Origin of the sequence: Nonomuraea sp. N2-4H, from assembly GCF_045291505.1 — a bacterium.
GTDB classification, from domain to species: Bacteria; Actinomycetota; Actinomycetes; order Streptosporangiales; family Streptosporangiaceae; genus Nonomuraea; species Nonomuraea fastidiosa.
Genome location: NZ_CP147987.1, coordinates 5836808 through 5862233 on the forward strand (window position 1 = coordinate 5836808; position 25426 = coordinate 5862233).

General features: G+C 70.3%; 25 protein-coding genes. 8 read left to right on the plus strand and 17 right to left on the minus strand.

Going from position 1 to position 25426, the window contains the following annotated elements; all coding sequences use genetic code 11:
• The first annotated feature begins 376 nt into the window (after positions 1-376).
• The gene (locus WBK31_RS26650; RefSeq protein ID WP_364069725.1) at positions 377-949 is read left to right on the plus strand and encodes a GntR family transcriptional regulator; all 573 of its coding nucleotides are present in this window, start codon (positions 377-379) and stop codon (positions 947-949) included.
• A gap of 442 nt (positions 950-1391) precedes the next feature.
• Here WBK31_RS26650 and WBK31_RS26655 read toward each other — a convergent pair whose 3' ends face one another.
• From WBK31_RS26655 to WBK31_RS26665, 3 genes are all read right to left on the minus strand, one after another.
• Positions 1392-2264 (minus strand): IS3 family transposase, encoded by an 873-nt coding sequence (locus WBK31_RS26655; protein ID WP_406673362.1) that lies wholly within the window; start codon positions 2262-2264, stop codon positions 1392-1394.
• On the minus strand, positions 2261-2560 hold the full coding sequence (locus tag WBK31_RS26660) for a transposase (RefSeq protein ID WP_406673363.1): 300 nt from the start codon (positions 2558-2560) through the stop codon (positions 2261-2263). The genes WBK31_RS26655 and WBK31_RS26660 overlap by 4 nt, the downstream gene beginning before the upstream one ends.
• An 852-nt stretch (positions 2561-3412) precedes the next feature.
• On the minus strand, positions 3413-4435 hold the full coding sequence (locus tag WBK31_RS26665) for a hypothetical protein (RefSeq protein ID WP_364069727.1): 1023 nt from the start codon (positions 4433-4435) through the stop codon (positions 3413-3415).
• A 332-nt stretch (positions 4436-4767) separates the two neighbouring features.
• Here WBK31_RS26665 and WBK31_RS26670 point away from each other — a divergent pair, with 332 nt between their 5' ends.
• The 4 genes from WBK31_RS26670 (at position 4768) to WBK31_RS26685 (ending at position 7853) form a co-directional block, all read left to right on the plus strand.
• A complete protein-coding gene (locus WBK31_RS26670) occupies positions 4768-5283 on the plus strand; it encodes a CGNR zinc finger domain-containing protein (RefSeq protein ID WP_406673364.1) in 516 nt (171 codons plus the stop codon).
• Positions 5284-5447: 164 nt separating this feature from the next.
• Positions 5448-5936, plus strand: a complete 489-nt coding sequence (locus WBK31_RS26675; RefSeq protein ID WP_364069731.1) for a GNAT family N-acetyltransferase — start codon at positions 5448-5450, stop codon at positions 5934-5936.
• A 16-nt stretch (positions 5937-5952) separates the two neighbouring features.
• Entirely contained in the window at positions 5953-6828 is an 876-nt protein-coding gene (locus WBK31_RS26680; RefSeq protein ID WP_364069733.1) for a 1,4-dihydroxy-2-naphthoate polyprenyltransferase, read from the plus strand.
• A gap of 311 nt (positions 6829-7139) precedes the next feature.
• Entirely contained in the window at positions 7140-7853 is a 714-nt protein-coding gene (locus tag WBK31_RS26685) for a GAF and ANTAR domain-containing protein (protein ID WP_406673365.1), read from the plus strand.
• 186 nt (positions 7854-8039) lie between these two features.
• On the opposite strand, the gene WBK31_RS26690 is transcribed toward WBK31_RS26685, so the two are convergent.
• The 6 genes from WBK31_RS26690 to WBK31_RS26715 all read right to left on the minus strand — a co-directional run bounded on the left by WBK31_RS26690 (position 8040) and on the right by WBK31_RS26715 (position 14908).
• Complete coding sequence (locus WBK31_RS26690) at positions 8040-8519, minus strand: GNAT family N-acetyltransferase (RefSeq protein WP_364069737.1); 480 nt, start codon at positions 8517-8519, stop codon at positions 8040-8042.
• Between the two features lie 148 nt (positions 8520-8667).
• Positions 8668-9405: a 4-hydroxy-tetrahydrodipicolinate reductase gene (gene dapB / locus WBK31_RS26695; protein WP_364069739.1), complete on the minus strand. Its 738-nt coding sequence runs from the start codon at positions 9403-9405 to the stop codon at positions 8668-8670.
• Between the two features lie 174 nt (positions 9406-9579).
• The gene (locus tag WBK31_RS26700; protein ID WP_364069741.1) at positions 9580-10890 is read right to left on the minus strand and encodes a pitrilysin family protein; all 1311 of its coding nucleotides are present in this window, start codon (positions 10888-10890) and stop codon (positions 9580-9582) included.
• Positions 10887-13220, minus strand: a complete 2334-nt coding sequence (locus WBK31_RS26705) for a polyribonucleotide nucleotidyltransferase (protein WP_364069743.1) — start codon at positions 13218-13220, stop codon at positions 10887-10889. Before WBK31_RS26705 ends, WBK31_RS26700 begins: the two co-directional genes overlap by 4 nt.
• 291 nt (positions 13221-13511) lie before the next feature.
• The gene (gene rpsO, locus WBK31_RS26710; RefSeq protein WP_364069745.1) at positions 13512-13781 is read right to left on the minus strand and encodes a 30S ribosomal protein S15; all 270 of its coding nucleotides are present in this window, start codon (positions 13779-13781) and stop codon (positions 13512-13514) included.
• A gap of 200 nt (positions 13782-13981) precedes the next feature.
• A complete protein-coding gene (locus WBK31_RS26715; protein ID WP_364069747.1) occupies positions 13982-14908 on the minus strand; it encodes a bifunctional riboflavin kinase/FAD synthetase in 927 nt (308 codons plus the stop codon).
• Between the two features lie 81 nt (positions 14909-14989).
• Between WBK31_RS26715 and WBK31_RS26720 the strand changes: the two genes are divergently transcribed.
• Positions 14990-16009 carry an SAM-dependent methyltransferase gene (locus tag WBK31_RS26720; RefSeq protein WP_364069749.1) on the plus strand — a complete coding sequence of 340 codons (1020 nt, stop codon included), beginning with the start codon at positions 14990-14992 and terminating at the stop codon, positions 16007-16009.
• 155 nt (positions 16010-16164) lie between these two features.
• Here WBK31_RS26720 and truB read toward each other — a convergent pair whose 3' ends face one another.
• The 8 genes from truB to rimP form a co-directional block, all read right to left on the minus strand.
• The gene (gene truB, locus WBK31_RS26725; RefSeq protein ID WP_364069751.1) at positions 16165-17037 is read right to left on the minus strand and encodes a tRNA pseudouridine(55) synthase TruB; all 873 of its coding nucleotides are present in this window, start codon (positions 17035-17037) and stop codon (positions 16165-16167) included.
• Entirely contained in the window at positions 17038-18078 is a 1041-nt protein-coding gene (locus WBK31_RS26730; RefSeq protein ID WP_364069753.1) for a DHH family phosphoesterase, read from the minus strand.
• Positions 18075-18551, minus strand: a complete 477-nt coding sequence (rbfA, locus tag WBK31_RS26735; protein WP_364069755.1) for a 30S ribosome-binding factor RbfA — start codon at positions 18549-18551, stop codon at positions 18075-18077. Before rbfA ends, WBK31_RS26730 begins: the two co-directional genes overlap by 4 nt.
• A 38-nt stretch (positions 18552-18589) precedes the next feature.
• Entirely contained in the window at positions 18590-18886 is a 297-nt protein-coding gene (locus WBK31_RS26740) for a DUF503 domain-containing protein (RefSeq protein WP_364069757.1), read from the minus strand.
• A gap of 117 nt (positions 18887-19003) precedes the next feature.
• Positions 19004-22048, minus strand: coding sequence for a translation initiation factor IF-2 (gene infB, locus WBK31_RS26745; RefSeq protein WP_364069759.1), 3045 nt, complete (start codon positions 22046-22048; stop codon positions 19004-19006).
• Between the two features lie 125 nt (positions 22049-22173).
• Positions 22174-22473, minus strand: coding sequence for a YlxR family protein (locus tag WBK31_RS26750; protein WP_364069761.1), 300 nt, complete (start codon positions 22471-22473; stop codon positions 22174-22176).
• Positions 22457-23449, minus strand: a complete 993-nt coding sequence (nusA, locus tag WBK31_RS26755; RefSeq protein WP_364069928.1) for a transcription termination factor NusA — start codon at positions 23447-23449, stop codon at positions 22457-22459. Before nusA ends, WBK31_RS26750 begins: the two co-directional genes overlap by 17 nt.
• A 24-nt stretch (positions 23450-23473) precedes the next feature.
• Positions 23474-23959 (minus strand): ribosome maturation factor RimP, encoded by a 486-nt coding sequence (gene rimP / locus WBK31_RS26760; protein WP_364069763.1) that lies wholly within the window; start codon positions 23957-23959, stop codon positions 23474-23476.
• A gap of 244 nt (positions 23960-24203) precedes the next feature.
• On the opposite strand from rimP, the gene WBK31_RS26765 reads away from it, so the two are divergent.
• Both WBK31_RS26765 and WBK31_RS26770 read left to right on the plus strand, forming a co-directional pair.
• Entirely contained in the window at positions 24204-24707 is a 504-nt protein-coding gene (locus WBK31_RS26765) for a hypothetical protein (protein WP_364069765.1), read from the plus strand.
• A complete protein-coding gene (locus WBK31_RS26770) occupies positions 24704-25216 on the plus strand; it encodes a ferritin-like domain-containing protein (protein ID WP_364069767.1) in 513 nt (170 codons plus the stop codon). The genes WBK31_RS26765 and WBK31_RS26770 overlap by 4 nt, the downstream gene beginning before the upstream one ends.
• Positions 25217-25426 lie beyond the last annotated feature (210 nt).

The following is a 25426-nucleotide window of genomic DNA, read 5'->3' on the forward strand; positions in this document are numbered from 1 at the left end:
GAAGGACTCCGGAACCGCCGTGCACCACACAGAGCGCCCCATCCGGACCGCTGTGCGGTCCGCGGCGGAGAACAGCGCTAAAGACGCGAAATGGCGCGGCTAGGGTGACTCCACGCCAGGTTGCAGAGCATCTTCAGGCGCGGGGCTAGGATTTTTTTCCGCTCCGTATCGCGGCGTCCATCAGGCTTCGCCTAGGAACGACGGTGAGCCCACCGTCACGTCCACCAGGGCCTTGGGCTCGAAACAAAGGTGACCTCACCATCACGTCTACCATGCCTTGTCTCGGGAACAAAGCTGACCCCACCGGGGAAATGACGCATAAGCCCTGGTTCCTAATTGGCCTTCCTGCTGCCGTTCCGTTGGATACTCTTGGGGCGTGCTGAATCGCGAGGGCGACAGATATCTCTATCTCCAGATCAGCGAGGTCATCCGGTCGCGCATCATCGCCGAACACTCGCCTGGAGACGTGATTATCAGCGAGGCGGGAATCCAGCGGGAATTCAACGTCGCGCGTACGACGGCACGCAAGGCGATTCGCGTGCTACGCAATCAAGGGCTGGTCCACACCCGGCAAGGGCAGGGCACATTCGTCAGTACACCGGGAGAAATACGACCGGTAAGCCGGAGTATACCGCTTTATCGGTATATCGCCGGAGAAATCCGGGAGCGGATAAAGGGCGGTGAACTGGTCGCCGGGCAACAGATTCCTAGCGAGATCGCGTTGGTGCGAACGTATGGGGCCGCGCGCGAGACCGTACGGCGGGCCATTTCGCTGCTGCGCGACGAAGGGTGGGTGTACAGCGTTCCGTATCGCGGCAGCTTCGTCTGCCAAGAGGAACGGTGGCCGACGACACCCGACCTCCGAGGGCCGGTTAAGGCTGCGAACAAGGCGGCATCGCAGCCATCCGGCAAACACCGCGGCAAGGCGCGGCGGGGCAAGCCGAGCTAACGCGGCACAGGGCAGGGCCGGCACCCCGTACTGATGCGGTGCCGGACGCGACAGGGCGACTTGGGTTGAATTGGGCTAAGGCCACGCAAGGCGCGGCCGGGCAAAGCGCTGCACTGTCAGCGTGGCCTCCCTCCGCTCGCCGTTCCTGTGGCCGCGTGTGGCCTGTCACCCGTGTACTGCTCCTGCGCCTGCCGCTGGTAGACAACCGCTCACTCCGCCCGCAGCTACGCCAAGGGGCACGACTCGCGGACGCTGCGGTGCCCAGGGCGACGAGGGCGAAGGCGCGGTTTGCGGGTGGCCGACCGGGTGACGCGCGCGGCGGGCGCGGTGGGGCACGCAGGGCGCGCGCGGGCGCGCGGGGGTGCACGCAGCGCGGGCGCACGCGGGTGCACGCAGGGCGCGTGAGCTTGCTCCGTTTTGGCGGACACCGTCGTTGTGGTGGTCAGGTAGCGGCAATGGTCTCGTAGTCGGCGGGGCTGCGGTAGCCCAGGCTGCTGTGGAGGCGGTGGAGGTTGTACCAGCCTTCGATGTACTCGAAGATCGCGTGGTGGGCAGCGGCGCGGGTGGGCCAGGAGCAAAGGTCGAGCAGTTCGCCTTTGAGGGTGGCGAAGAACGATTCGGCCAGCGCGTTGTCCCAGCATTGGCCGGTGCGCCCGACCGACAGCCGCACGCCGAGTTGTGCGGCCAGGCGGGCGTAGCCGGCGCTGGTGTATTGGCAGCCGCGGTCGGAGTGGAAGATCACCGGTCCGGCCGGGTGGCGGCGGGCGCAGGCCTGCTGCAGGGCCTCGGCGACCAGGCCGGTGCGCGGGTGATCGGCGGTCGCCCAGCCGACCACGCGGCGGGAGGCGATGTCGATGACGGTGGCCAGATACAGCCAGCCTTCCCCGGTGGGGATGTAGGTGATGTCGCCGCACCAGCGCTCATCGAGCCCGGCCGGGTCGGGGGTGAAGTCGCGCTCGATCAAATCCGGCCGTACGCCGGCGTGTAAGTCGGGGATGGTGGTGGTCTGCCGGCGGGGCCTGTAGCGGCCGGCCAGGCCGAGCGCGCGCATCAGCCGGGCCACCCGTCTGCGCCCGCACCGCTGACCGTCCTGCCGCAGCTGCGCGTGCACGCGGGGCGCGCCGTAGCTGCCCCGGGAGCGGGCGTGCACCCGGGCGATCTGCTCGGCCAGCTCGGCGTCGCGGGTTGCGCGCGGGCCGGGGGTGACATTGCGGCGGGCGTAGAAGGCGGCACGGGAGACTCCCAGCAGCTCACAGGCGCGTTTGACGCTGTGGCCGCCTTGCTTCTCCGCCTCGATGAACGGGTGCACGCTCACCGGGTCTCCTTGGCGAAGAAAGCCGTCGCTCGCTTGAGGATGTCGACGTCCTCGCGCAGGCGCCGGTTCTCGCGCCTCAACGCCGCCAGTTCCTCCCGCTCGCTGCTGGTCAGCCCGTCCCGCCGGCCGGTGTCGACCTCGGCTTGGTGCACCCACTGGCGCACCGCCGTCTCGCTTAGGTCGAAGTCCTGGGCCACCGCGCGGATCGAGCGGTCACCCCGCTGACACAACTCGACGATCTCGGCCTTGAACTCCGGTGTGAACGAGCGGCGAGGACGCGGCTTCTTCTTCCCCATGCTCTCCATCATGGACATCCCTTCGGGGACGAACCCCTGATCTCGGATGTCCGCCAAACCGGATCAAGCTCAGCGGCGCTGCGCGCCCACGACGGGCGACGTTGAGGAATCCGGCTCACAGGCGGTTCGGCGACTACGGTGACGAGGCCGAAGACGCGGTTCGCTGGTGGTCGGCGCACGAGCGCCGCGATCAGGCGTCCACTCCCAGGTGACCGGCGCACGAGCGCCGCGATCAAGCGTCCGCTCCGAGGCGACCGGCGCACCAACACTGCCATCAGGCGTCCACTCCGAGGTGACCGGCGCACGAACACTGCCATCAGGCGTCCGCTCGGAGGTGGGCGGCCGCCCCAGACAGCGAGGTGAAGGACGGACTCGTGAGCCCTTGATCACCCGAGACGGACACGGCTCGCGATGGTGGGTAGGCGGCGCACGGCAGCAGGACCGAGAAGAGGGCTTGTCGGGTGGCTGGCCGCACGGGTTGCTGGGTCCGCGGCGGCGGTGATGTCCCTGGTCACGATGGTGTGGTGATGTGGTGTCCGTCGTGATAGCCGGTGCCGGGACGCCTGGTACGGCGAGACGTCGCACAGCAGTCTGGTGCCGAGCCGGTACCGCCCGGCTGTCGCGGGCTCGTGGTCGGACAGCATCCAGGCCGGGCAGTATCCGGGCTGGACAGCCCCGCCCAGACGGCAGCCAGTCCAGACAGCGCTCAGGGCGGTCGGCTTCAGGTCGATGAGCGCCCGATCAGTCAGCGGGAGGTACGCGGCTCACCCGGCGCGTCGAGAGTCCGCACGATCGCAGGTCTGGTCCATACGCGGCCATGCTACGAGCCATACGCGGCCATGCTACGAGGCGCTAGAAGACCGGGATGATGTCCTCCGGGTCGACGACGTCTACCTGCACGCCTTCTAGGTCGAGCTCCGGGATGGCGGGGAAGTCGATCCCCCAGCGCTCGACGATGGCGCGTACGTGGGCCATGGCGATCCGCCAGTTCTCGGCCTGCTCCTCGTACGACAGCACCCCTAGCCCGGCCTGCCGGGCGTGGCCCATGAGGACGCGGTGGTTGGGCAGGAAGTACGGCGGGAGCTCCCAGAAGCCCTCAGGGGGCTCCCAGAGGATCATGCTGAGGAAGACGAACCCGGCTCTGAGCTGACGGGTGATGAGGACGCGGGTGTCATCGGTGAGGCCGGGCCACTCGTTCTCCAGGATGGTCATGCAGATCTGGAGGTGGCGGGACTCGTCGCGGCCGATGCGCTGGAACATTTCGCTGAAGACAGGATGGCGGGTGCCCGAGGCCATGCCGCGGAAGAGCGTGGAGGCGGCCATCTCGCCCATCATGAAGCTGGTGAACAGGACCGGCAGGGAGTACCGGCCGACGGCGGCGCTGTAGCCGTTCCAGTAGCGGCCGCCGTTGTGATAGAGCCAGCCGATGTTGTTGTGGGCGGCGGCTTCGAGGTCGTCGGACGGGGTCCAGTCGAGGGGGCCGCCGGGCCACAGGCGGGCGATGGTGCGCTGGCAGCACTCCTCGTGGTTCATCTCGTCGCGGGTGATCGAGAAGAAGCACTTCCTGACCGGGTCCTCTTCGTGTCGCTCGAACGCCTGGATGGTGGCGCGGGCGAAGACGGCGGGGCCGGAGGCGTCGAAGTTGGCGAGCACGGAGAACCAGTACATGATGCCGAGCCGCTGCTCGCGGGTGAACTCGCCGGGGTCCAGGGCGTCCCAGGGCAGGTCGGCGGGGTTCCAGACGACGCGCTTCGACTTCTCGTAGATGGCGGCGAGCTTCTCGGTCTCGACTCGCCATTCCATCGGGTAGATGTTGGGCTGTGGGATGTCCGGCGCCGGCCAGAAGCCGCCGTCCGGGATCGTGAGGTCCGCCATGGTGACACCTTCTCTCCCCTCCTGCCTTTCCCATCCTGAGCGGCGTTATCGCAGGCAGGCATCTCACGCAGGCATCTCACGCAGGCATCGCACACAGCCGACGCAGGCAGTCATCGCACGCATGTCATCGCAGGTAGTCGTCGCGGGCATAGGACGCCGCGCCGCACGTCGGCGTCGCTTCGCCACGACCATCGCGGGCGGTCTCGCGGCCCGGCCTCACGATCACACCGAGAACGTGTGCGGCACCCCACGGTCATCGAAAAGACGCCACGTTCACGACGCCGGCCCACCTGCTGATCATGATGCCCGCTACGCGCAGTAGAGTGACTGACATGCCGTTCTCCACGGAGCTCGTGCGCGACTTCGTGAACACCTTCGACGTCGAAACCCAGGCGGACGAGCTGTCCTCCCCCTCGGAGCTGGCCCTGTGGCTGCGCGAGCGCGGCCTGGCCGGCGCCCACGACCGCGCGACCGACGACGACCTGCGGATCGCTCACGAGCTGCGTGAGGGCCTGCGGGCGGCGCTCAGGCGCGAGGCGGCCGACCTGCCGCAGCTCCCTCTGCGGGTGCTGGTGACTCCGAAGGAGGGTCCGGGTCTGGTTCCGGTGGCGGACGGCGTGCGGGGCGGGCTGGCGCGTATCGCCGCGGCGGTCATGACGGCGTCGTGGGACCGGCTGAAGGTGTGCGCGGAGGGAACGTGCCAGTGGGCGTTCATCGACTCGTCGAAGAACCGTTCCCGCTCGTGGTGTTCCATGAGGGTTTGCGGCAACCGGACCAAGACACGCGCTTACCGGGCGAGGAAGCGGGGTTCGCGTCGTCCTCAAGGGTCAAACACCGATACGGTGTAACTCGTGCCTTGTGGCATGAACGGCAGGCGAAGGAGCGGGCCGAGATGGCAGACGTAGGCGTCCGGGCGGCCCGGCGCGAGGATGTGCTCCAGGTTGCGAACACTCAGATCCGCGCCTGGCGCTATGGCTATCGGGATTTCCTCCCGGAAGGTCCACTCGAGCAGATGACCGGCGCGGCGGCCGAGAAGATGTGGCTGCGCCAGTGGGACGAGGCGATCGCCGCCCCGCCCAGCCCCATGCATCGGGTGCTGGTGGCGGTGGAGACCATCCTCGACACCGAGGGCTTCCCCGCCCTCGGCGCGGGTGGCAGCGCCGCGCTGGTCACTCCTCGTGGTGGTGAACGTGTGGTGGGGCTGGCCTCTCATGCGCCGGCCGAGGACCCCGACCTCGACCCCAGCGTGACGGCCGAGATGCTGACGCTGCTGGTCGATCCCGACTTCGTACGCCGGGGTCATGGCAGCCGCCTGCTCAACGCGACCGTCGACTACCTCAGGGAGGACGGCTTCCGGCAGATCGTCACGTGGGTGTTCGCCGATAATTACGCTGTGCTCGGTTTCCTGGAGTCGGCCGGTTGGGGCGAGGACATGGCCGAGCGCGTGCTCGACATGGGCCGCCCGATCAGGATGATCCGGCTCGCCACCGACATCAGCTAGAGGTTGAGGAACGAACATGGCAACCCCCGGCCAGTGGATCGCCGGCGCACGCCCGCGCACGCTGCCTAACGCGATCGTGCCCGTCATGGTGGGCACCGGCGTGGCGATCGGCGAGGGCGGCTTCGTGTGGTGGCGGGCGGTCCTGGCGCTGTTCGTGGCGCTGTCGCTGCAGATCGGCGTCAACTACGCCAACGACTACAGCGACGGCATCCGCGGCACCGACGACCAGCGGGTCGGCCCGATGCGGCTGGTCGGCTCGCGGGTGGCGCCGCCGAAGCAGGTGCTGGCGGCGGCGCTGGGCTCGTTCGCGGTCGCGGCGGTGCTGGGGCTCGTGCTGGTGCTGGTCACGCAGGCGTGGTGGGTGCTGCTCGTGGGTGCGGCGGCCATCGCGGCTGCCTGGTTCTACACCGGCGGCAAGCATCCGTACGGCTACCGCGGGCTCGGCGAGCTGGCCGTCTTCGTGTTCTTCGGCATCGTGCCGGTGGTGGGCACCGCGTACGTGCAGACCGAGCAGCTGAGCTGGGCGGCGCTGATCGCCTCGATCCCGGTGGGCCTGCTGTCGTGCTCGATGCTGGTGGTCAACAACCTGCGCGACGTCGTCACCGACGGCGAGTCGGGCAAGCGCACGCTGGCGGTGCGGCTGGGCGCCGAGCGCACCCGTACGCTCTACGTGGCCTGCCAGGTCATCCCGTACGTGGTGGCGCTGGCGATGGTGCCGATCACGCCGTGGGCGGCGCTGGCGCTGCTGGCTGCGCCGCTGGCGGCGGCCCCGATCAAGGCGGTGCTGAGGAAGGCCGTGGGTCCTGCGCTCATCACGGTGCTGCAGCAGACGGGCAAGCTGCAGATGGCGTACGGCGCGCTCTTCGCGGTGGGGCTGGCCCTCGTCTTCTGACCGGCGAACCGGCCCGCGGGCGCTCGCCCGGTCATCAAGTCGCCCGGTATCAAGTCGTCCGGCCATCAAGTCGCCCGGTCACAAGTCGCCGGTCGCTGACCTCGGCGGGCGAGCGACCATTCGGCGGAAGACGGCGGCCCGGCGCGCGTCCTGACGATTGGGCCAGACGAGGCAGGGCAGGCACCGGCCCGCAAGAGCCGGGCTCCATGGGCAACGGGCGGCCACTGCCGGGGTCAGGCGTTTGACTCTCGTAGGGGCGCGCGTGAGCCGTTAGCCTTAGGGCACGAGCACGCCGACGAGCGCGAGGGATCATGGCCGAACGGGCCAGCGTGCCCACCGACATCGAGGAGTTCGAGCGCGCACTCGCCGAGTGCGTGGCCATCGCCAGGCGGGCGATGCCCGACTCCCCCATGCTGAGCATCGTGCTGCGCCGCCCCGGCGAGCTGTCCACGGTGGCCAGCTCCGACGGGCTCGCCGAGCTGCTGGACGGCGTGCAGCGCGCCACGGGGCAGGGCCCGCTGCTCGACGTGATCGAGGGCGGAGGGCCGGTGACGTCGCTCAACCTGCGGGCCGAGTCGCGCTGGCCGCGGTTCCTGGCGGCGGCCGAGCAGGTGCGCGGGGTGCACTGCGAGCCGCTGGAGTCGCAGGGGGCGCTGCTCGGCGTCCTGACGCTCTACTCGCGCCGTCCCGGCGGGTTCGCCGACGAGACGTGGGTGGCGATGCGCGTGACGGCGGCGCACGTGGGAGTGCTGTTCCGGGCGGCGCTGGACGTGGCCCGCATGCGCGAGGTGGCCGGCCAGCTCAAGGAGGCGCTGACCACCCGGGCGGTGATCGATCAGGCGCTCGGCATCGTCATGGCGCAGCGCCGGTGCACGGCGCGGCAGGCGTTCGAACTGCTCCGGCAGATCTCGCAGGACCGCAACGTCAAGGTGCACCAGATCGCGGCCTCGATCGTGGAGAAGGTGAGCGGCGAGCCGCCCAAGCGCTCCCGCTTCGAAGAGCCGCCCCAACGCGCCCCAGGCTAGCCGGGCAACCCCGCCACGCCCCGGACAACGCGGCGGGCTGAGGAGGCGATGCCCAAGACGGCATGGCAGGCTGAGGAAGCGACGCCCCAGACGCCACCGCACGCTGAGGAAGCGACGCCCTAAACGGCATGGCAGGCTGAGGAGGCGACGCTCTAGACGGCGTAGCGGGCTGAAGAAGCCGCACCTTCAGGTGGCGTGGTGCATGACGACGCGCGGCGCGACCTCGATCCCGAGCTCCCGCTCATGCGCCACCAGCTCCCGCATCTCCGGCCCCCACGCGCCTTCAGGCAGCACGGAGAAGCCGTTGCGGGCGTACCAGAGGGCGTTCCACGGCACGTCCCTGAACGTCGTCAGCGTCACGCCGGGCGCTCCGCAGGCGCGCGCGTGGTCGAGCACGGCCGCCACGAGCCGCCCGCCGATGCCCTGCCGCATGCGCTCGGGACGTACGGCGAGCTGGTCGAGATGGACGTTGCCGTCGACCTGGCCGATGAGCGCGAACCCGGCGGGCGGGGTGCCCTCGACCAGCACCGACCCGGGATCGGTGACCTCTTCGATCATGGTGGTGCCGGGCGGGAACACGATGCCGACCTGCTCGAACAGCCGGTCGGCGGCCAGCTCGATCGGCACCAGTTCTGCCAGCTCGTCCTTCTCAGCCCATCGCACCATGACGACACGTTCTCATGTTTCGGGCGAACCTCGCCGCGCATATTAGGGTTGAAGATCGTAGGCCCGGCTGTGCGGAGCCGGGACCCTCTCCTCACGACGTGCCCACGTCCGCGTGTGCGAGCGTGGGCACGTCGTGTGCAACCGAGCGCTAGAGGTCGAGCAGCGGCTCCAGGCCCACGGTGAGGCCGGGCAGCTCGCGTACGCGGCGCACGCCGAGCAGCACGCCGGGCGTGAACGCGGCCCTGCTCATCGTGTCGTGGCGGATCGTCAGGATTTCGCCGTCGCCGCCGAGCAGCACCTCCTGGTGGGCGATCAGCCCCGACAGGCGCACCGCGTGGACGTGGACGCCACCGACCTCGGCTCCGCGGGAGCCGTCGAGCGCGGTGGTGGTCGCGTCGGGCATCGCCCCCAGCCCGGCCTTGGCGCGCGCCTCGGAGATCAGCTCGGCGGTACGCCGGGCCGTGCCGGACGGCGCGTCGGCCTTGTTGGGGTGGTGCAGCTCGACGATCTCGGCCGACTCGAAGTAGCGGGCGGCCTGCTGCGCGAAGTGCATCATGAGGACGGCGGCGATGCCGAAGTTGGGGGCGATCAGGCAGTTGGTGCCCGGGTTGGCCGCCAGCCACCCGCGTACGGTCTCGAGCCGTTCCTCGGTGAAGCCGGTGGTGCCCACCACCGGGTGGATGCCGTGGCCGATGGCCCATTCGAGGTTGCCCATCACCACGTCGGGATGGGTGAAGTCGACCACCACCTCGGCGCCCGCGAGCTGCTCGATGGAGTCGTCCTTGTCGAGCGCGGCCACCAGCTCCATGTCGCCGGCCGCCTCGACCGCCTTGCACACCTCGACGCCCACACGTCCCCGGGCGCCCAGCACTCCTACCCTGATCACAGAGCGAGCCTATCGTGCCGCCGCCCCGCCGTCGTCGCAGGCGGGGCGGAGGCGGGGCGGACGCGGCGGCGCGCGTCTCAAGCGGATCACAGCCTGCCCGAGCCGGGAGCTCCGCCGAACCCAAGCGGATCACAGCCGGCCCGAGCCGAGAGCTCCGCCGAACCCAAGCGGAGCTCAGCGGATGGCGTAGCTGAAGTCCTTGTCGCCGTACGGGCCGATGACGGCCAGCGTGAGCGGCCGGTTGAGCACGTCGGCGGCGATCTCGGCGATCTCGTCCGGGGTGACGGCGTCGATGCGCGCGAGCACCTCGTCGACCGACATCAGCTCGTCGTAGACCAGCTCGTTCTTGCCGATGCGGGACATCCGCGAGCCGGTGTCCTCAAGGCCGAGCACGAGCCCGCCGCGCATCTGTCCCTTGCCGCGGGCGATCTCGTCGGCGGTGAGCCCCTCGGCCACCACTCTGGAGACCTCGTCGCGGCAGATCTTCAGCACGTCGTCGATTTTGGACGGCAGACAGCCCACGTAGATGCCGAACTGGCCGGTATCGGCGTAGGCCGAGGTGTAGCTGTAGGCGGAGTAGGCCAGGCCGCGCTTCTCCCTGATCTCCTGGAAGAGCCGCGACGACATGCCGCCGCCGAGCGCCGCGTTGAGCACGCCGAGCGCGAACCTGCGGTCGTCGGTGCGCGACAGGCCGGTGGTGCCGAGCACCAGGTTGGCCTGCTCGGTGGGCCGGTCGAGCACCGCGATGCCGGAGCGGGTCTCGGCGCCGGGACCGCTGGTGCGCGGCGGCTCGAACTCGGCGGGCCCGGACAGCGCCCCCGCCCGCTCGTACGCCCTGGCGACCAGCTCGACGACCTCTTCGTGCCGGACGTTGCCCGCCACCGACACGACGGTGCGGCGCGGCCGGTAGAAGCGGTGGTAGTACTCGGCGATGCGCTCGCGGCCGAGCGCGTTGATGGACTCGACCGTGCCCAGGATGGGCCGGCCGATCGGCGAGTCGCCGTAGAGGGTGGCGGCGAACTGCTCGTGCACGACGTCGGAGGGGTCGTCGTCGTGCATGGCGATCTCCTCGAGGATCACGCCACGCTCGGACTCGACGTCGTCCTCGGTCACCAGCGAGCTGGTCACGACGTCGGCGAGCACGTCGACCGCGATCGGCAGGTCCTCGTCGAGGACCCGCGCGTAGTAGCAGGTGTACTCCTTGGCGGTGAAGGCGTTGATCTCACCGCCGATCCCCTCGATGGAGGCGGAGATCTCCATGGCGTCGCGCGTGGGGGTGCCCTTGAACAGCAGGTGTTCGAGGAAGTGCGTGGCCCCCATGTGCTCGGGGGCCTCGTCACGCGAGCCGATGCCGACCCACATGCCGACCGCGACGCTCCGCACGGTCGGCATGGTCTCGGTCACCACACGCAGCCCACCCGGGAGGACGGTGCGCCTTACCACCCCGGCTCCGTCCTTGCCGGGGTGCAGCGTGGTCGTGGTCACGAGTTCCGGTCGTCTCCCTCGGAGGAGGAGCTGCTGCGGGTGCGCACGCGGGTGCGGGTGCGGCGCGGCCGCTCCGGCTTGTCCTCGGCGGCCGGGGCGGCGGACGCCTCGTCCGGCTCGGCGGCGCTCTCGGCGGCCTTGGCCTCTCTCTCCGCGGCCTCCTTCTCGATGACCTCGACCGGCACCAGCGAGAGCTTGCCGCGGCCGTCGATCTCGGCGATCTCGACCTGGATCTTCTCGCCGACCGTCATGACGTCCTCGACGTTCTCGATGCGCTTGCCGCCGTGCAGCTTGCGGATCTGCGAGACGTGGAGCAGGCCGTCCTTGCCCGGCATGAGCGAGATGAACGCGCCGAACGCGGCGATCTTGACGACCGTGCCGAGGTAGCGCTCGCCCACCTCGGGCATGTGCGGGTTGGCGATGGCGTTGATCGCCGAACGGGCGGCCTCGGCGGACGGACCGTCGGTGGCACCGATGTAGATGGTGCCGTCGTCCTCGATGGTGATCTCGGCGCCGGTGTCGTCCTGGATCTGGTTGATCATCTTGCCCTTGGGGCCGATGACCTCGCCGATCTTGTCGACCGGGACCTTGATGGTGATGATGCGCGGCGCGGTCGGGTTCATCTCCGCCGGGGAGTCGATCGCCTCCTGCATCACGTCGAGGATCGCCAGGCGGGCGCCCTTGGCCTGCTTGAGCGCGGCGGCCAGCACGTGGGCCGGGATGCCGTCGAGCTTGGTGTCGAGCTGCAGGGCGGTGATGAGGTCCTTGGTGCCGGCGACCTTGAAGTCCATGTCGCCCATGGCGTCTTCCGCGCCCAGAATGTCGGTCAGCGTGACGTAGGTGTCGCCCTCGCCGATCAGGCCCATCGCGATGCCCGCGACCATCTCCTTGAGCGGCACGCCGGCGTCGAGCAGCGACATCGTCGAGGCGCAGACCGAGCCCATCGAAGTGGAGCCGTTGGAGCCGAGCGCCTCCGACACCTGGCGGATCGCGTACGGGAACTCCTCACGCGACGGCAGCACCGGGATCAGCGCCCGCTCGGCCAGCGCGCCGTGACCGATCTCGCGGCGCTTGGGCGAGCCCACCCGGCCGGTCTCACCGGTGGAGTAGGGCGGGAAGTTGTAGTTGTGCATGTAGCGCTTGGTCCGCTCGGGGTTGAGCGTGTCGATGACCTGCTCCATGCGCAGCATGTTGAGCGTGGTGATGCCGAGGATCTGGGTCTCGCCGCGCTCGAACAGCGCCGAGCCGTGCACCCGGGGCACCACGTGGACCTCGGCGGACAGCGCGCGGATGTCCTTGGTGCCGCGGCCGTCGATGCGCACGCCCTCCTTGATGACGCGCTCGCGCATCAGCTTCTTCATCACCGCGCGGAACGCGGCGGAGATCTCCTTCTCGCGGCCCTCGAACTCGGGCAGGAGCTTCTCGGCGGCGAGCGCCTTGACCCGCTCGAGCTCGTTCTCGCGCTCCTGCTTGGCGGCGATGGTCAGCGCGGCGGCCAGCTCGGTCTTGATCGCGGCCTCGACGGCGGCGTAGACGTCGTCCTGGTAGTCGAGGAAGATCGGGTATTCGGCGGTCTCCTTGCCGGCGACCTGCGCGATGCGGGTCTGCGCCTCGCACAGCACCTTGATGAACGGCTTGGCCGCCTCAAGGCCCTGCGCGACCGTCTCCTCGGTCGGGGCGACGGCGCCCTCGGCGACGAGCTTGAGCGTGTCCTTGGTGGACTCGGCCTCGACCATCATGATGGCCACATCGCCGTCGTCGAGCACCCGGCCCGCCACGACCATGTCGAAGGTGGCGCGCTCCAGCTCGTGGTGCGTCGGGAACGCCACCCACTGGCCGTCGATCAGCGCGACCCGCACGCCGCCGATCGGGCCGGAGAAGGGCAGGCCGGCGAGCTGCGTGGACAGCGACGCGGCGTTGATGGCGACCACGTCGTAGAGGTGGTCGGGGTTGAGCGCCATGACGGTGGCGACGACCTGCACCTCGTTGCGCAGGCCCTTGACGAACGACGGGCGCAGCGGCCGGTCGATCAGCCGGCAGGTGAGGATCGCGTCCTCGGAGGGACGGCCCTCGCGGCGGAAGAACGAGCCGGGGATGCGGCCCGCGGCGTACATGCGCTCTTCGACGTCGACCGTCAGCGGGAAGAAGTCGAACTGGTCCTTCGGCGTCTTGGACGCGGTGGTCGCGGACAGGACCATGGTCTCGTTGTCGAGATAGGCGACGGCGGATCCCGCCGCTTGACGCGCGAGCCGACCGGTCTCGAACCGGATCGTGCGCGTGCCGAATGAGCCGTTGTCTATGACGGCTTCAGCAGTGTGGACACCCTCCACGGGGGACCTCCTTGTGGGTCGGTCACCCGCGCCCTTCTCACCGGCACCCTCGTTAGGTGCAGCGCCGGTCTTCGATCGAAGCGCCCGGATAAGTGCGTTCTCACCGGAAGCCACTACCGAGGACCGGCCCGCAGGCGTCGCGGGTCGCATGGTGCTGAGCGGACGCGGGGGCTGTGTGTCTCTGATCTTCAGTTGTACGTCAGGCGCGGGGCGGTTTTCACGCCGCCACGCGCCCTCCTTGGGTCCTACCCCATATGAGAAGGGAGCGGCGCAGGCCGCTCCCTCGTCATGTTATCGGCGCAGACCCAGCCGCTCGATGAGCGAACGGTAGCGCTGGATGTCGACCTTCTGCAGGTACTTCAGCAGGCGACGCCGGCGACCCACCAGAAGCAGCAGACCACGACGGCTGTGGTGGTCGTGCTTGTGCGTCTTGAGGTGCTCGGTGAGCTCGCTGATGCGCTTGCTGAGCAGCGCGATCTGCACCTCGGGCGACCCGGTGTCGCCCTCGCTCGTCGCGTACTCTTCGATGATGCTCTTCTTGGTAGCGGTGTCGAGGGACACGGCTCTCCTTCGGATCTACGGGCACGCGCGAATGAAAGGGAAGCGCGAACGACCGTGCGTGCCTACAGCCGCCGCGTGAAGGCCGTCATGGGCAGCGCACAGCGCCGCCGGTACAGAGCCGACATGCAAGGTTACCACCTTGCGTCGAGTGCACGAGGCGGTCGTGTCCGAGTCGAGATGCGCCCTGCGCGGGCGGCTCGTCAGCTCGTCAGGCGTCGCGTGGCCTCCACATCGGCGTGAATCTGCGCGATGAGCGCGTCGATCGAGTCGAAGCGGGTGTTGCCGCGCAGCCGGTCGGCGAACTCAACCGCCACGTGGGCACCGTACAGCTCCAGATCGTCCCGGTCCAAAGCGTACGCCTCGACCGTGCGCGGCACCCCCTCGAACGTCGGATTCGTCCCGATCGAGATGGCGGCGGGCCAGCGCTCGCCGTCGTAGAGCGCGGGCAGGTTGTTCACCGGCACGCACTGCAGCCAGCCGGCGTAGACGCCGTCGGCGGGGATCGCGGTGTGCGGCGGCGTCTCGACGTTGGCCGTGGGGAAGCCGAGCTGACGGCCGCGCTGGTAGCCGCGTACGACCACGCCTTCCACCCGGTGCGGGCGGCCCAGCCCGGCCGCGGCGCCGGCCACGTCTCCTGCCGCGATCCGCTCGCGGATCGAGGTGGACGAGATGTCGTCGATCCTGGGCACGCTCTCCACCTCGAAGTCGTATTTGTCGCCCAGCGTACGCAGCGTCTCCACGTCGCCCGCGGCCCCGTGGCCGAAGCGGAAGTCGGCCCCCACCACCACGACCGCGGCCCGCAGCCGCTCCGCCAGGATCTTCTGCGCGAACTCGGCCGGAGTCCAGCGCGACAGGTCGTAGGTGAACTCGACGGTCTCGACCGCGTCGGCCCCCAGCCCGGCCAGCAGCTCGGCGCGACGGCGCGCGCTGGTCAGCCGCTGTGGATGCGTGCCCGGCCGCACGACCTCGGCGGGATGCGGCTCGAACGTCACCACCACGCTGCGCAGGCCGCGCTCCCGCGCGATGGCGACGGCCCGCCCGGCCACCTTCTGGTGCCCGAGGTGGACCCCGTCGTACACGCCGACGGTCACCACAGACCTTTCCGAACCCTGCACGCCAGGCCCCATTCGCTCGTCCCCGGATCAACCGTACAAGCGTGCCACGCGCCCCGGCGTTCCCTCCAATCGAGGGGGCTATCATCGGGCATCATGCCTCGTTACGCGCTCCTGATCCTGCCTGCTTTCAACCGGGTCTACGGAGAGAGCTCCATCCGGCTCACCCGCAACGAGCTGGCCGTCTTCAGCGCGCGCGCCCTCGGAGGCGAGGTGACGGCGAGCGAGGAGACGCGCATCGGCGGCGTCCCCTACGTCACGTTCGAGACCGCGCGCCCGCTCACCGACGACGACATCGGGCTGCTGTCCAACCTCTCCTCCGTCTACGCCGTCTTCGGCGTCGAGGACGACCTGCTCAGGCCGCTCACCGTGCGGCCGCGCGACCGGCTCAGCAGCGACCTGCTCACCATCCAGAAGTACGCCGGCAAGACCAACGAGCACTTCACCAAGCTGCTGCTCAACGTCACCGCGCTGGCGGGCGACAAGGGGCTGGGCGACGGGCTCACCGTGTTCGACCCGCTGTGCGGCCGCGGCACCACGCTCAACCAGGCCCTCATGTACGGCTACGACGCGGCCGGCCTCGACGTCGACGGCAAGGACTTCGAGGCCTACACCGGCTTCATCAAGACGTGGCTGCGCAACAAGCGGCTCAAGCACACTGCCGAGGTGGTGCCGGTGCGGCGTGACCGGGCGCTGGTCGGGCGGCGGCTCGACATCGCGTTCGGGCTGTCGAAGGAGGCGTACAAGCGCGGTGACGTGCAGCGCCTGACCGTGGTGAACGCCGACACGCTCAAGAGCCGCGAGTTCTTCAAGCCGCGCTCGTTCGACGTGGTGGCGACCGACGCCCCGTACGGCGTGCAGCACGGCAGCAAGGGCGGCGGCGGGCTGTCCCGCAGTCCCCTTGAGCTGCTCGGGCGGGCGGTGCCGATCTGGGCCGAGCTGCTGCGGCCGGGCGGCGCGATGGGCATCGCGTGGAACACCTACGGCGGCAAGAGCGACGAGCTCGCCCGCATCCTGACCGGCGCGGGGCTCGAGGTGATGGACTACCCCGACTTCGAGCACTGGGTGGACCAGGCGATCGTCCGCGACATCATCGTCGCCCGCAAGCCCCGCTGACCTGCTCGGGAGGGGCGGGGCTCCGCCCTTTCGAGCGAGCGCAACCGGCTTCGGGCGAGATCCCGCCGGCTTCAGGCGCAACCGGCTTCGGGCACAGTCGGCTCTGGCACGATCCGCTTCGGGCGCAACCGGTTTCGGGCGCGCTCGGCCGGGGGTCAGCCGGCGAAGACGGCGAGCGGCCTGGCGGCGCCGCCCTTCTCCTCCACCAGCGCGAGCAGCTCGCCATCCGGCCCGAACACGCCGATCGGCCCATCGCCGAGCCCGGCGGCCGGCAGCCGCCCGCCATGGGCGACCAGGCGCGCCTCCTCGGCTGTGACGTCGCGGCGCGGGAAGGCCGCGGCGACCGCCTCGCCGATGGGCAGGACCTCGCAGTGCTCGGCGAGCCGGTCGATGGTCTTGGCCATCGACAGGTCGTACGGGCCGACGCGGGTGCGGCGCAGCGCGGTGAGGTGCCCGCCGACGCCGAGCGCGGCGCCGAGGTCGCGGGCCAGCGAGCGGATGTAGGTGCCGCTGGAGCAGACCACGACGGCGTCGACGTCCACGACGTCGCCCTCCGGCCGGATGTCGAGCACGTCGAACGAGCTCACGGTGATGGGCCGGGCCGCGAGCTCGACCTCCTCGCCCGCCCGCGCCTTCTTGTAGGCGCGCTGGCCGTTCACCTTGATGGCGCTGACCTGCGGCGGGACCTGCATGATGGCGCCGGTGAGCGCTTCGACGCCCTTGCCTATCTCGGCCTCGCCGACCCCGGCGGCCGACGCCGTGGCGGTGACCTCGCCCTCGGCGTCGTCGGTGTTGGTGCTCACGCCGAGCCGGATCGTGGCGCGGTATTCCTTCTCGGTCAGCATGAGGTGACCGAGCAGCCTGGTCGCCTTCTCCACACCGAGCACCAGCACGCCGGTCGCCATCGGGTCGAGCGTGCCCGCGTGCCCCACCCTGCGGGTGCCGGCGATGCGCCGCATCTTGGCCACCACGTCGTGGGAGGTCCAATCTGCCGGCTTGTCGACGATGATCAGACCGCTCTCGGCCATTCAGGTAACCTTCCGCAGCTCGCGACGGAACTTCGTCATGGTCTCCTCGACGGTGTCATAGGAGGTGAACCCGGCCGCGTTGTGGTGGCCGCCGCCGCCGAGCGCCGCGCAGACCGCGGCCACGTCCACGGCGCCCTTCGACCGGGTGGACACCTGCCAGTCGCCGTAGTCGTCCTCCTTGAGCACGACGGCGACCTGTGCCTCGTCGGTACGGCGGACGACGTCGATGATGCCTTCGAGCTCGGAGTACGGCAGCCCGTACGCGGCCCGGTCCACCCGGGTCACGTACGTCCACACCATGTCACCCTCCAGCGACACCCGCTCCAGCGCGTTGGCCAGCACCTTGAGATAGCCGAACGGGGAGCGGTCCCACAGCTCGCGGGCGATCTCGTCGGTGCGCAGCCCGGTGGCCACGAGCCTGGCCGCCATCTGGTGCACGGCCGGTGTGGTCGAGGAGTACCGGAACGATCCGGTGTCGGTGACGAGGCCGGCGTACAGGCAGGTGGCGATGTCGCGGTCGAGCCGCCCGCCGAGCCGGTAGACGAGCTGCTCGGCGAGCATGGCGGTGGCCGCGGCGTCGGCGTCGATGAGGTCGAGCGAGCCGAACCCGGAGTTGGAGGGGTGGTGATCGACCACGATCACCTCGCGCGCCGAGGCTGCGTTGGCGCCGAGCAGCCCGATCCGCTCGAACGTCGAGCAGTCGAAGACGATCATCAGGTCGGGCGCGGCGGGGTAGTCGTCCGGCGCGACCAGCATCTCCTGGCCGGGCAGGAAGCGCAGCAGCCGCGGCACCGCGAAGTGCCGGTCGCCGAACGAGGCCACCACCCGCTTGCCCATCGAGCGCAGCACGAACGCGACCGCCAGCATCGAGCCCAGGGCGTCGCCGTCGGGCGTCACGTGGCAGGCCAGCGCGACCTCGTCGGCCTCCCCGATGAGCCGCAGCGCGCGATCCCACGACTCCTCGGGTATGGGACAGCCGTCGGACGGACGCCGCTCGAGGCGAGGCGGGCGCTCGGTCCTGTCGCGAACGTCGGGCGTCACGCCTGGTCGTCCCTGCCGCTCACGCTCTGCGCGTCCGCTTCGAGATCCTCCTCGTCGTCGGGCTTGCGGTAGGGGTCGGCGTCGCCGGCGTAGGAGGCGTTCCGGGCCTGCCGCGCCACCTCGGCGTCGCGCGCGCGGGCGGCGGTGATGAGGTCGTCGAGGTGGCGGGCGCTGTCGGGCAGGGGGTCGTGCTTGAACGTCAGCGTCGGTGCGAACCGCACCCCGGTCTGGCGGCCCACCTCGGAGCGGATGATGCCCTTGGCGCTTTCGAGAGCGGCGGCGCTGTCGGCGCGCTCGGCCTCGGAGCCGAACACCGTGTAGAACACCGTCGCGTCGCGCAGGTCGGCGGTGACGCGCGTGTCGGTCACGGTCACGAAGCCCAGACGCGGATCCTTGATCCGACGCTCCAGCATCTCGGCGACGATCTGCTGGATGCGGTCGGCGAGCTTGCGCGCTCGTGCGGCATCCACCATGTTCGCTCCCCCTCACGCACGACCTGGCGTGCAGTCGTTCAATCTTCGTCGGTGAAGAGCCGCTGCCGGGCCGACAGCAGCTCGATCTCGGGGCGGAAGGCCACCATGCGTTCGCAGGCGTCCAGCAGCTCCTTGCAGTTACCCGCGGAGGCGGAAACCACCGCGACGCCGACCTCCGCTCTGCGGTGCAGGTCGAGATGACCGGTCTCAGCAACCGCGATGCTGGGGTAACGGCGCTGCAGCTCGGCTATGAGCGGACGCACGACGGAGCGCTTCTGCTTCAGCGACCTGACGTCGCCGAGCAGGATGTCCAGGGTCAAGGAACCCACATACATGGTCGGCAACCACCGCTTGGCCTGTGGTCAGCGCACGACCGGCCTGCTGCGGTGGGGACCAGGCCAGGGCGTGCGAGAGGCGCCCGGCGGATGTCCCGCCGGGCGCCCGGCCACGCGTCACACGCGCGGCTTCTCCCGCATCTCGTACGTCTCGATCACGTCGTCGACCCTGATGTCGTTGTAACCGACACCGATACCGCACTCGAAGCCCTCGCGGACCTCGGTCGCGTCATCCTTGAAGCGGCGCAGCGACGAGACGGTCAGGTTGTCCGCCACGACGACGCCGTCGCGGATGACCCTGGCCTTGCTGTTGCGGATGATCGCGCCGGAGCGGACGATCGCACCCGCGACGTTGCCGATCCGCGGCACCTTGAAGATCTCGCGGACCTCCGCCGTGCCGAGCTGGACCTCTTCGTACTCGGGCTTGAGCATGCCCTTGAGGGCCGCCTCGATCTCTTCGATCGCCTGGTAGATGACCGAGTAGTAGCGGATGTCGACGCCCTCGCGCTCGGCCAGGTCGCGCGCCCGGGGCTCGGGGCGGACGTTGAAGCCGATGATGACCGCGTTGTCGTCGGCCACCGCCAGGTTGACGTCGTACTCGGTGATGGCGCCGACCGCGCGGTGCAGGACTCGCAGCCTGACCTCGTCGCCGACGTCGATCTTGAGCAGGGCGTCTTCCAGGGCCTCGACCGAACCGGACACGTCACCCTTGATGATGAGCTTGAGCTCGTCGACACGACCCTTCTCGAGGTCGCTGAACAGCTCTTCGAGGGTGCGGCGGCGGCTCGACTTCGCCATGTCGGCGCTGCGCTTGCGCGCCGCGCGCTGCTGGGCGATCTGCCGGGCCATGCGGTCGTCGCCGACCACGATGAAGTTGTCGCCGGCGCTCGGCACCGCCGTCAGACCCATCACCAGGACCGGACGCGACGGCGCGGCCTCCTCGACCGGCTCGCCGTTGTCGTCGAGCATCGCGCGGACGCGGCCGAAGGCCTCACCGCACACGATCGAGTCGCCCACGCGCAGCGTGCCGCGCTGGACCAGGACGGTCGCGACGGGACCGCGGCCCTTGTCGAGGTGGGCCTCGATCGCGATGCCCTGAGCGTCCATCTTCGGGTTGGCGCGCAGGTCGAGCTCGGCGTCGGCGGTCAGCAGGATGGCCTCGAGGAGGTCGTCGATGCCCGTGCCGTTCTTCGCCGAGATGTCGACGAAGAGCGTCGAGCCACCGTACTCCTCGGCCACCAGGCCGTACTCGGTGAGCTGGGCCCTGACCTTGTTGGGGTCGGCGCCCTCCTTGTCGATCTTGTTGACCGCCACCACGACCGGGACCTCGGCGGCCTGGGCGTGGTTGAGCGCCTCGATCGTCTGCGGCTTCACACCGTCGTCGGCCGCGACCACCAGCACCGCGATGTCGGTCGACTTCGCGCCTCGGGCACGCATGGCGGTGAACGCCTCGTGACCCGGGGTGTCGATGAAGGTGATCTTGCGGTCTTCGCCCTCGTGGTGCGTCGACACCTGGTAAGCGCCGATGTGCTGGGTGATGCCACCCGCCTCGCGCGCCACCACGTTGGTCTTGCGGATGGCGTCGAGCAGCTTGGTCTTACCGTGGTCGACGTGACCCATGACGGTCACCACCGGCGGACGCGGAGCCAGGTCGGCCTCGTCGCCTTCGTCCTCACCGAACTCGATGTCGAAGGACTCGAGCAGCTCGCGGTCCTCCTCCTCGGGGCTGACGACCTGGACGTTGTAGTCCAGCTCGGCACCGAGAAGCTGGAGCGTCTCCTCGTTGACCGACTGCGTCGCGGTCACCATCTCGCCCAGGTGCAGCATGATCTGCACGAGCGAGGCCGGGTTCGCCCCGATGCGGTCGGCGAAGTCGGACAGCGACGCACCGCGCGGCAGGCGGATCGTCGCGCCGTTGCCGCGAGCGACCTGCACACCGCCGATCGCCGGCGCCGACATGTTGTCGAACTCCTGGCGCCTCTGACGCTTGGACTTACGGCCACGCGCGGGACGGCCGCCGGGACGCCCGAAGGCTCCCGCGGTGCCGCCGCCACGGCCACGACCGCCGCCACCGGGACGACCGCCGAAGCCACCGGGGCCGCCCGCACCCGTGCGCTGACCGGCGCCACCCGGGCGACCGGCGAAACCGCCGCCGCCACCGGGACGACCGCCGCCACCGCCGGGACGGCCACCGCCGCCACCTGGACGACCGCCGCCGCCGCCGGGACGACCGCCACCCGGAGGGGTGGGCCGGCCCTGCGGCATCATCATCGGGTTGGGACGCGGACCACCGGGACGGGGACCGCCCGCACCGGCGCCGGGACCCGGACGCGGACCGCCGGGCGGCGGACCGGGACGCGGACCGGGCGTCGGCCTGGCCTCGCCGCTGCGGCTCTGCGGCGGACGCGGAATCGCGCCGCCCTGCGCCGGACCGTCACGACGGTCGCGCTGACCGCCGCCGCCACCGCGGTTGTCGCCGGGACGCGGCGGCCGGGGCTGGCCCATGCCGCTGGCGTTGGACGAGAACGGGTTGTTACCGGGACGCGGGCCGCGCGGACCCGGCTTCGGCACCGGGCCGGGACGCGGAGCGCCACCGGCGGGCGCGCCAGGACGCGGCGCCTGCGTGGAACCGCCGCCGGCGGGACCCGGACGGGGCCCAGGGCCGGGCTTGGGCCCGGGACGCGCGGCAGGACCGGGACGCGGGCCCGGCGTCGGACGAGCGGGCGCGCCGCTCTCGAAACGTGCCTGAGGAGCCCCAGAGGTCTCGCCGCGCGCCGCCTCCGGCTGCTGCTGCGGCTGCTGATGGGGCATGGGGACCGGCGGGCGCGGCTGAGCGCCCACGGGGCCCGGCCGCGGACCGGGCTTGGGCCCAGGACGCGGCGGAGCAGGAACAGGCGCCTGCCCGGCGCCGTTACCGGCCTGGCCTTCCGCCGGCCGGGGCGCAGCCTTCGGCGGCTGCGGCTTGTTGGACGGCTGACCGCCGCCACGAGAGGGGCCACCCTTGGATTGCCCCAGCGCTTCGGTGAGCCTGCGGACCACCGGCGCCTCGATGGTCGAGGACGCCGATCGGACGAACTCTCCCATCTCTTGGAGCTTGGCCATGACGACCTTGCTCTCTACGCCGAACTCCTTAGCGAGCTCGTATACCCGGACCTTCGCCACTGCACTCCCTTACTCGGCCCGGGAGGCTGGCTATGCCGTCCGGACCGTCGCTACCTTGACGTCTTCATCGCCGCGTGCTCATCAGGCGCTCATAGCAATCTGACTCCGCCCATCAACTCGGCGTCCTACATGACATTTCGTGGTTCTCCTTCCAGGTGCGCCCGCACGGGCGACACGTCAAGCGGCCCCGGCACGCGAAACGCGCGCGGGAACGCTCGGCGCCGCTCGGCGAGCTCCAGACAACTCAAGGACGGATGCAGCGATGCACCTCGACCAGGGAGCCGTCCTCGCAGGTCAGGGACCACTTGGTCCTCGACCCGCACCAGGCGGAGCAGCTCGGACTTAGCCGTGCGAACCCTGCAGCCCACACAGGTGCGCTGTGGAACCGCTTGGCCACCATATTCCAGCTTACCGTGTTGACGCATCTACGGAACCGGCGGCGTCCTCGGCTGGGGTGTCCGGTCGGATGTCGATTCGCCAGCCCGTGAGACGGGCGGCGAGCCGGGCATTCTGCCCCTCTTTCCCGATGGCCAGCGACAGCTGGTAGTCGGGCACCGTGACACGCGCCACCCGCCCTTCGAGATCGAGAACCTCAACATGCGAAACACGGGCGGGCGACAGGGCATTCCCGACGAACTCGCCCGGATCCTCCGACCAGTCGATGATGTCGATCTTCTCGCCGTGCAGCTCGTTCATCACGTTGCGGACGCGCGAGCCCATGGGGCCGATGCACGCGCCCTTGGCGTTGACGCCCGGCTTGCGCGACCTGACAGCGATCTTCGTACGGTGGCCCGCCTCGCGCGCCACCGCAGCGATCTCGACGGTGCCGTCGGCGATCTCCGGCACCTCAAGCGCGAACAGCTTCTTCACCAGACCCGGGTGGGTGCGCGACAGCGTGACCGAGGGGCCCTTATGTCCCTTCTTCACCTGCACCACGTAGGCGCGGATGCGGTCGCCGTGCCCGTACTCCTCGCCGGGCACCTGCTCCGCGTGCGGCAGCACGGCCTCGATCTTGCCGAGGTCGACCAGCACCACGCGCGGGTCCTTGCCCTGCTGGATCACACCGGAGACCAGCTCGCCCTCGCGGCTGGCGAACTCGCCGAAGTTGATCTCGTCTTCGGCATCGCGCAGCTGCTGCAGGATGACCTGCTTGGCGGTGGTGGCGGCGATGCGGCTGAAGCCGCTGGGAGTGTCGTCGTACTCCCTGACGACCTCGCCGTTCTCGTCCAGCTCCGCCGCCCAGATGGTGACGTGGCCGCTGGTCCGATCGAGCTCCGCCCGCGCCTTCTGCGCCGCGCCCTCGGTGCGGAAGTACGCGATGAGCAGTGCGTCCTCGATCGCCTTGACGACCAGGTCGAGAGAGATGTCCTTCTCCCGCTCAAGGCTGCGCAGGACGCTCATGTCGATGTCCACGACGGCTCCCCCTTAGCCTTCGTCGCCGTCGACGTCGTCGAACCGGCGGAACTCCACCTGCACCCGTCCGCGGGCCAGGACTTCGTAACCAAACCTCTGCGGCACGCCCGCGACGTCGAGGTCGACGCCGCTCTCGTCGGCGGCCTTTATCCGGCCCTCCACGATGGTGCCGTCCTTCAGCTCCGCCTTCACCAGCCGCTTGGCCGCGCGCCGCCAGTGGCGCGGCTCGGTCAGCGGGCGGTCGACGCCGGGCGAGGACACCTCGAGCGTGTAAGCCGCCTCGCCCATCACGTCGGTCTCGTCGAGCGCCGTGGACACGGCCTGGCTCACCTCGGCCACGTCGTCAAGGCTCACGCCGCCGTCGCGATCGACGATCACGCGCAGCAGCCGCCGCCTGCCCGCCTGGGTGACCGTGATGTCCTCCAGGTCGAGGCCCTCCGCGCTGACCACGGGCTCCAGGAGCTTCATCAGGTGGTCGCGGGGTGATGCGCTGCCCATATCGACCTCCCCTATTGTCAAGTCTCAGCCGGGCGGACCTCGCCACTGGCTCTCCCGCCGTCTGACCGCTCAGCCAGCGACGACAGTTGACACCCTATCCGTATGAGGGCACGGAAAGAGCGCCACTCGTCGCGGTCGAATGGCGGAGCGTCGCCGGACGGCGATCGCGGGCTCTGGCCGTACGATGCTACCGAGGCCGCTAGGCAGGCCCTGCCAGGTAGGTGACAAGTGGAGGTTGGAGTCCGTGCGCCCGCGTCAGCTCTCCCGGCGAACCGTGCTGGCGGGCGGGGCGGCCGCTCTGACCGCCTGCAGCGCGTCGGGCCCGCCGCCGTCCGCCTCGCCCAAGCCCGATTCGCCCGAGATCGTGGTGCTCAAAGCTCTCATCGCGGAGAAGGAACGCACGATCGCGCTCTATTCGGCGCTCATCGCCGACGGGGCGCAGAAGCTGACGCCGTTTCGTGACCGGCACCAGGCGCATCTGAACGAGCTGCGCAAGCACGTACCGGCTTCCTCCCCTTCTTCGCCGCCCGCCGCTGGTTCATCGCCTGCCGCCTCACCGTCGCCGGCCGCTTCTCCGTCTTCCGCCGTGCGCAAGCCGTCGCTGTCGCGGCTGCGCGCGCTCGAACGCAAGGCCGCCGCCGCCCGCGCCCGCCAGCTCGACGCCGTCTCGCCCGGCATCGCCCAGCTCATCGCCAGCATCGGTGCCTGCGAGGCCGCCCACGCCCTCGCCTTGCCGAGGTCCCTGTGAACGCCGGCACGACCGCCTCAGGAGCGGGTTCGCGGGCGGGGGACGACATCGAGAAGCTGGGGAAGGCGCTGGCGGCCGAGCACGCGGCACTGTTCGCGTACGGGCTGCTCGGGGCGCGCACCTCAGGGTCGCTGCGGGCCAAGATGAGCGCCGCGTACGACGCCCACCGGGCACGGCGCGACCAGCTCCGCTCCTACATCACCTCGCGGGGCGGGCGTCCCGTCGAGCCCGAGGCGTCCTACATGCTGCCGTTCTTCCCCTCGAACGCCACGCTGGCCGCCAAGCTGGCGGTGCAGCTGGAGGCGGGGGTGACGGCCGCGTACCTGGAGCTCGCCGCCGCGCGAGACGTCAAGCTGCGCCGCTACGCCGCCCTGGCCATGCAGGAGTCGGTCGCCCGCTCCTACGCCTTCCGCCCCGACCAGCCCGCGGCCTTCCCCGGCATGCCGGCACCCGCCACCCCACCCGCCACTCCGCCCGCCACTCCGTCCGGCAACCCGGCAGGCGGCTGACCCCGCCGACGAGACACCGCTTCCGGCGAACGGCCCGACCTCGATCGTGCGCATCGACGGCGGTCACGGCCCGGGCTGAGGACATCTGCCGCCGCCACACGGCCCTTCGTGGGGTGCCAAGGCACAGCTCGCCGATCGGTTCGCGCTGCCGGGGGTGAGCGCAACCGCGCGCACCGACCGACGGCGCCGCTCCTTCTCGACTCGACATGG

Excerpts from the sequence above, each read along its gene's own strand:
- WBK31_RS26660 (WP_406673363.1), bottom strand. The coding sequence starts at position 2,560 with ATGGGGAAGAAGAAGCCGCGTCCTCGCCGCTCGTTCACACCGGAGTTC.
- WBK31_RS26665 (WP_364069727.1), bottom strand. The coding sequence starts at position 4,435 with ATGGCGGACCTCACGATCCCGGACGGCGGCTTCTGGCCGGCGCCGGAC.
- WBK31_RS26670 (WP_406673364.1), top strand. The coding sequence starts at position 4,768 with ATGCCGTTCTCCACGGAGCTCGTGCGCGACTTCGTGAACACCTTCGAC.
- WBK31_RS26675 (WP_364069731.1), top strand. The coding sequence starts at position 5,448 with ATGACCGGCGCGGCGGCCGAGAAGATGTGGCTGCGCCAGTGGGACGAG.
- WBK31_RS26680 (WP_364069733.1), top strand. The coding sequence starts at position 5,953 with ATGGCAACCCCCGGCCAGTGGATCGCCGGCGCACGCCCGCGCACGCTG.
- WBK31_RS26685 (WP_406673365.1), top strand. The coding sequence starts at position 7,140 with ATGGCCGAACGGGCCAGCGTGCCCACCGACATCGAGGAGTTCGAGCGC.
- WBK31_RS26690 (WP_364069737.1), bottom strand. The coding sequence starts at position 8,519 with ATGGTGCGATGGGCTGAGAAGGACGAGCTGGCAGAACTGGTGCCGATC.
- WBK31_RS26715 (WP_364069747.1), bottom strand. The coding sequence starts at position 14,908 with ATGGGGCCTGGCGTGCAGGGTTCGGAAAGGTCTGTGGTGACCGTCGGC.
- WBK31_RS26720 (WP_364069749.1), top strand. The coding sequence starts at position 14,990 with ATGCCTCGTTACGCGCTCCTGATCCTGCCTGCTTTCAACCGGGTCTAC.
- truB (WP_364069751.1), bottom strand. The coding sequence starts at position 17,037 with ATGGCCGAGAGCGGTCTGATCATCGTCGACAAGCCGGCAGATTGGACC.
- rbfA (WP_364069755.1), bottom strand. The coding sequence starts at position 18,551 with ATGGTGGATGCCGCACGAGCGCGCAAGCTCGCCGACCGCATCCAGCAG.
- WBK31_RS26740 (WP_364069757.1), bottom strand. The coding sequence starts at position 18,886 with ATGTATGTGGGTTCCTTGACCCTGGACATCCTGCTCGGCGACGTCAGG.
- WBK31_RS26750 (WP_364069761.1), bottom strand. The coding sequence starts at position 22,473 with ATGCGTCAACACGGTAAGCTGGAATATGGTGGCCAAGCGGTTCCACAG.
- nusA (WP_364069928.1), bottom strand. The coding sequence starts at position 23,449 with ATGAGCGTCCTGCGCAGCCTTGAGCGGGAGAAGGACATCTCTCTCGAC.
- rimP (WP_364069763.1), bottom strand. The coding sequence starts at position 23,959 with ATGGGCAGCGCATCACCCCGCGACCACCTGATGAAGCTCCTGGAGCCC.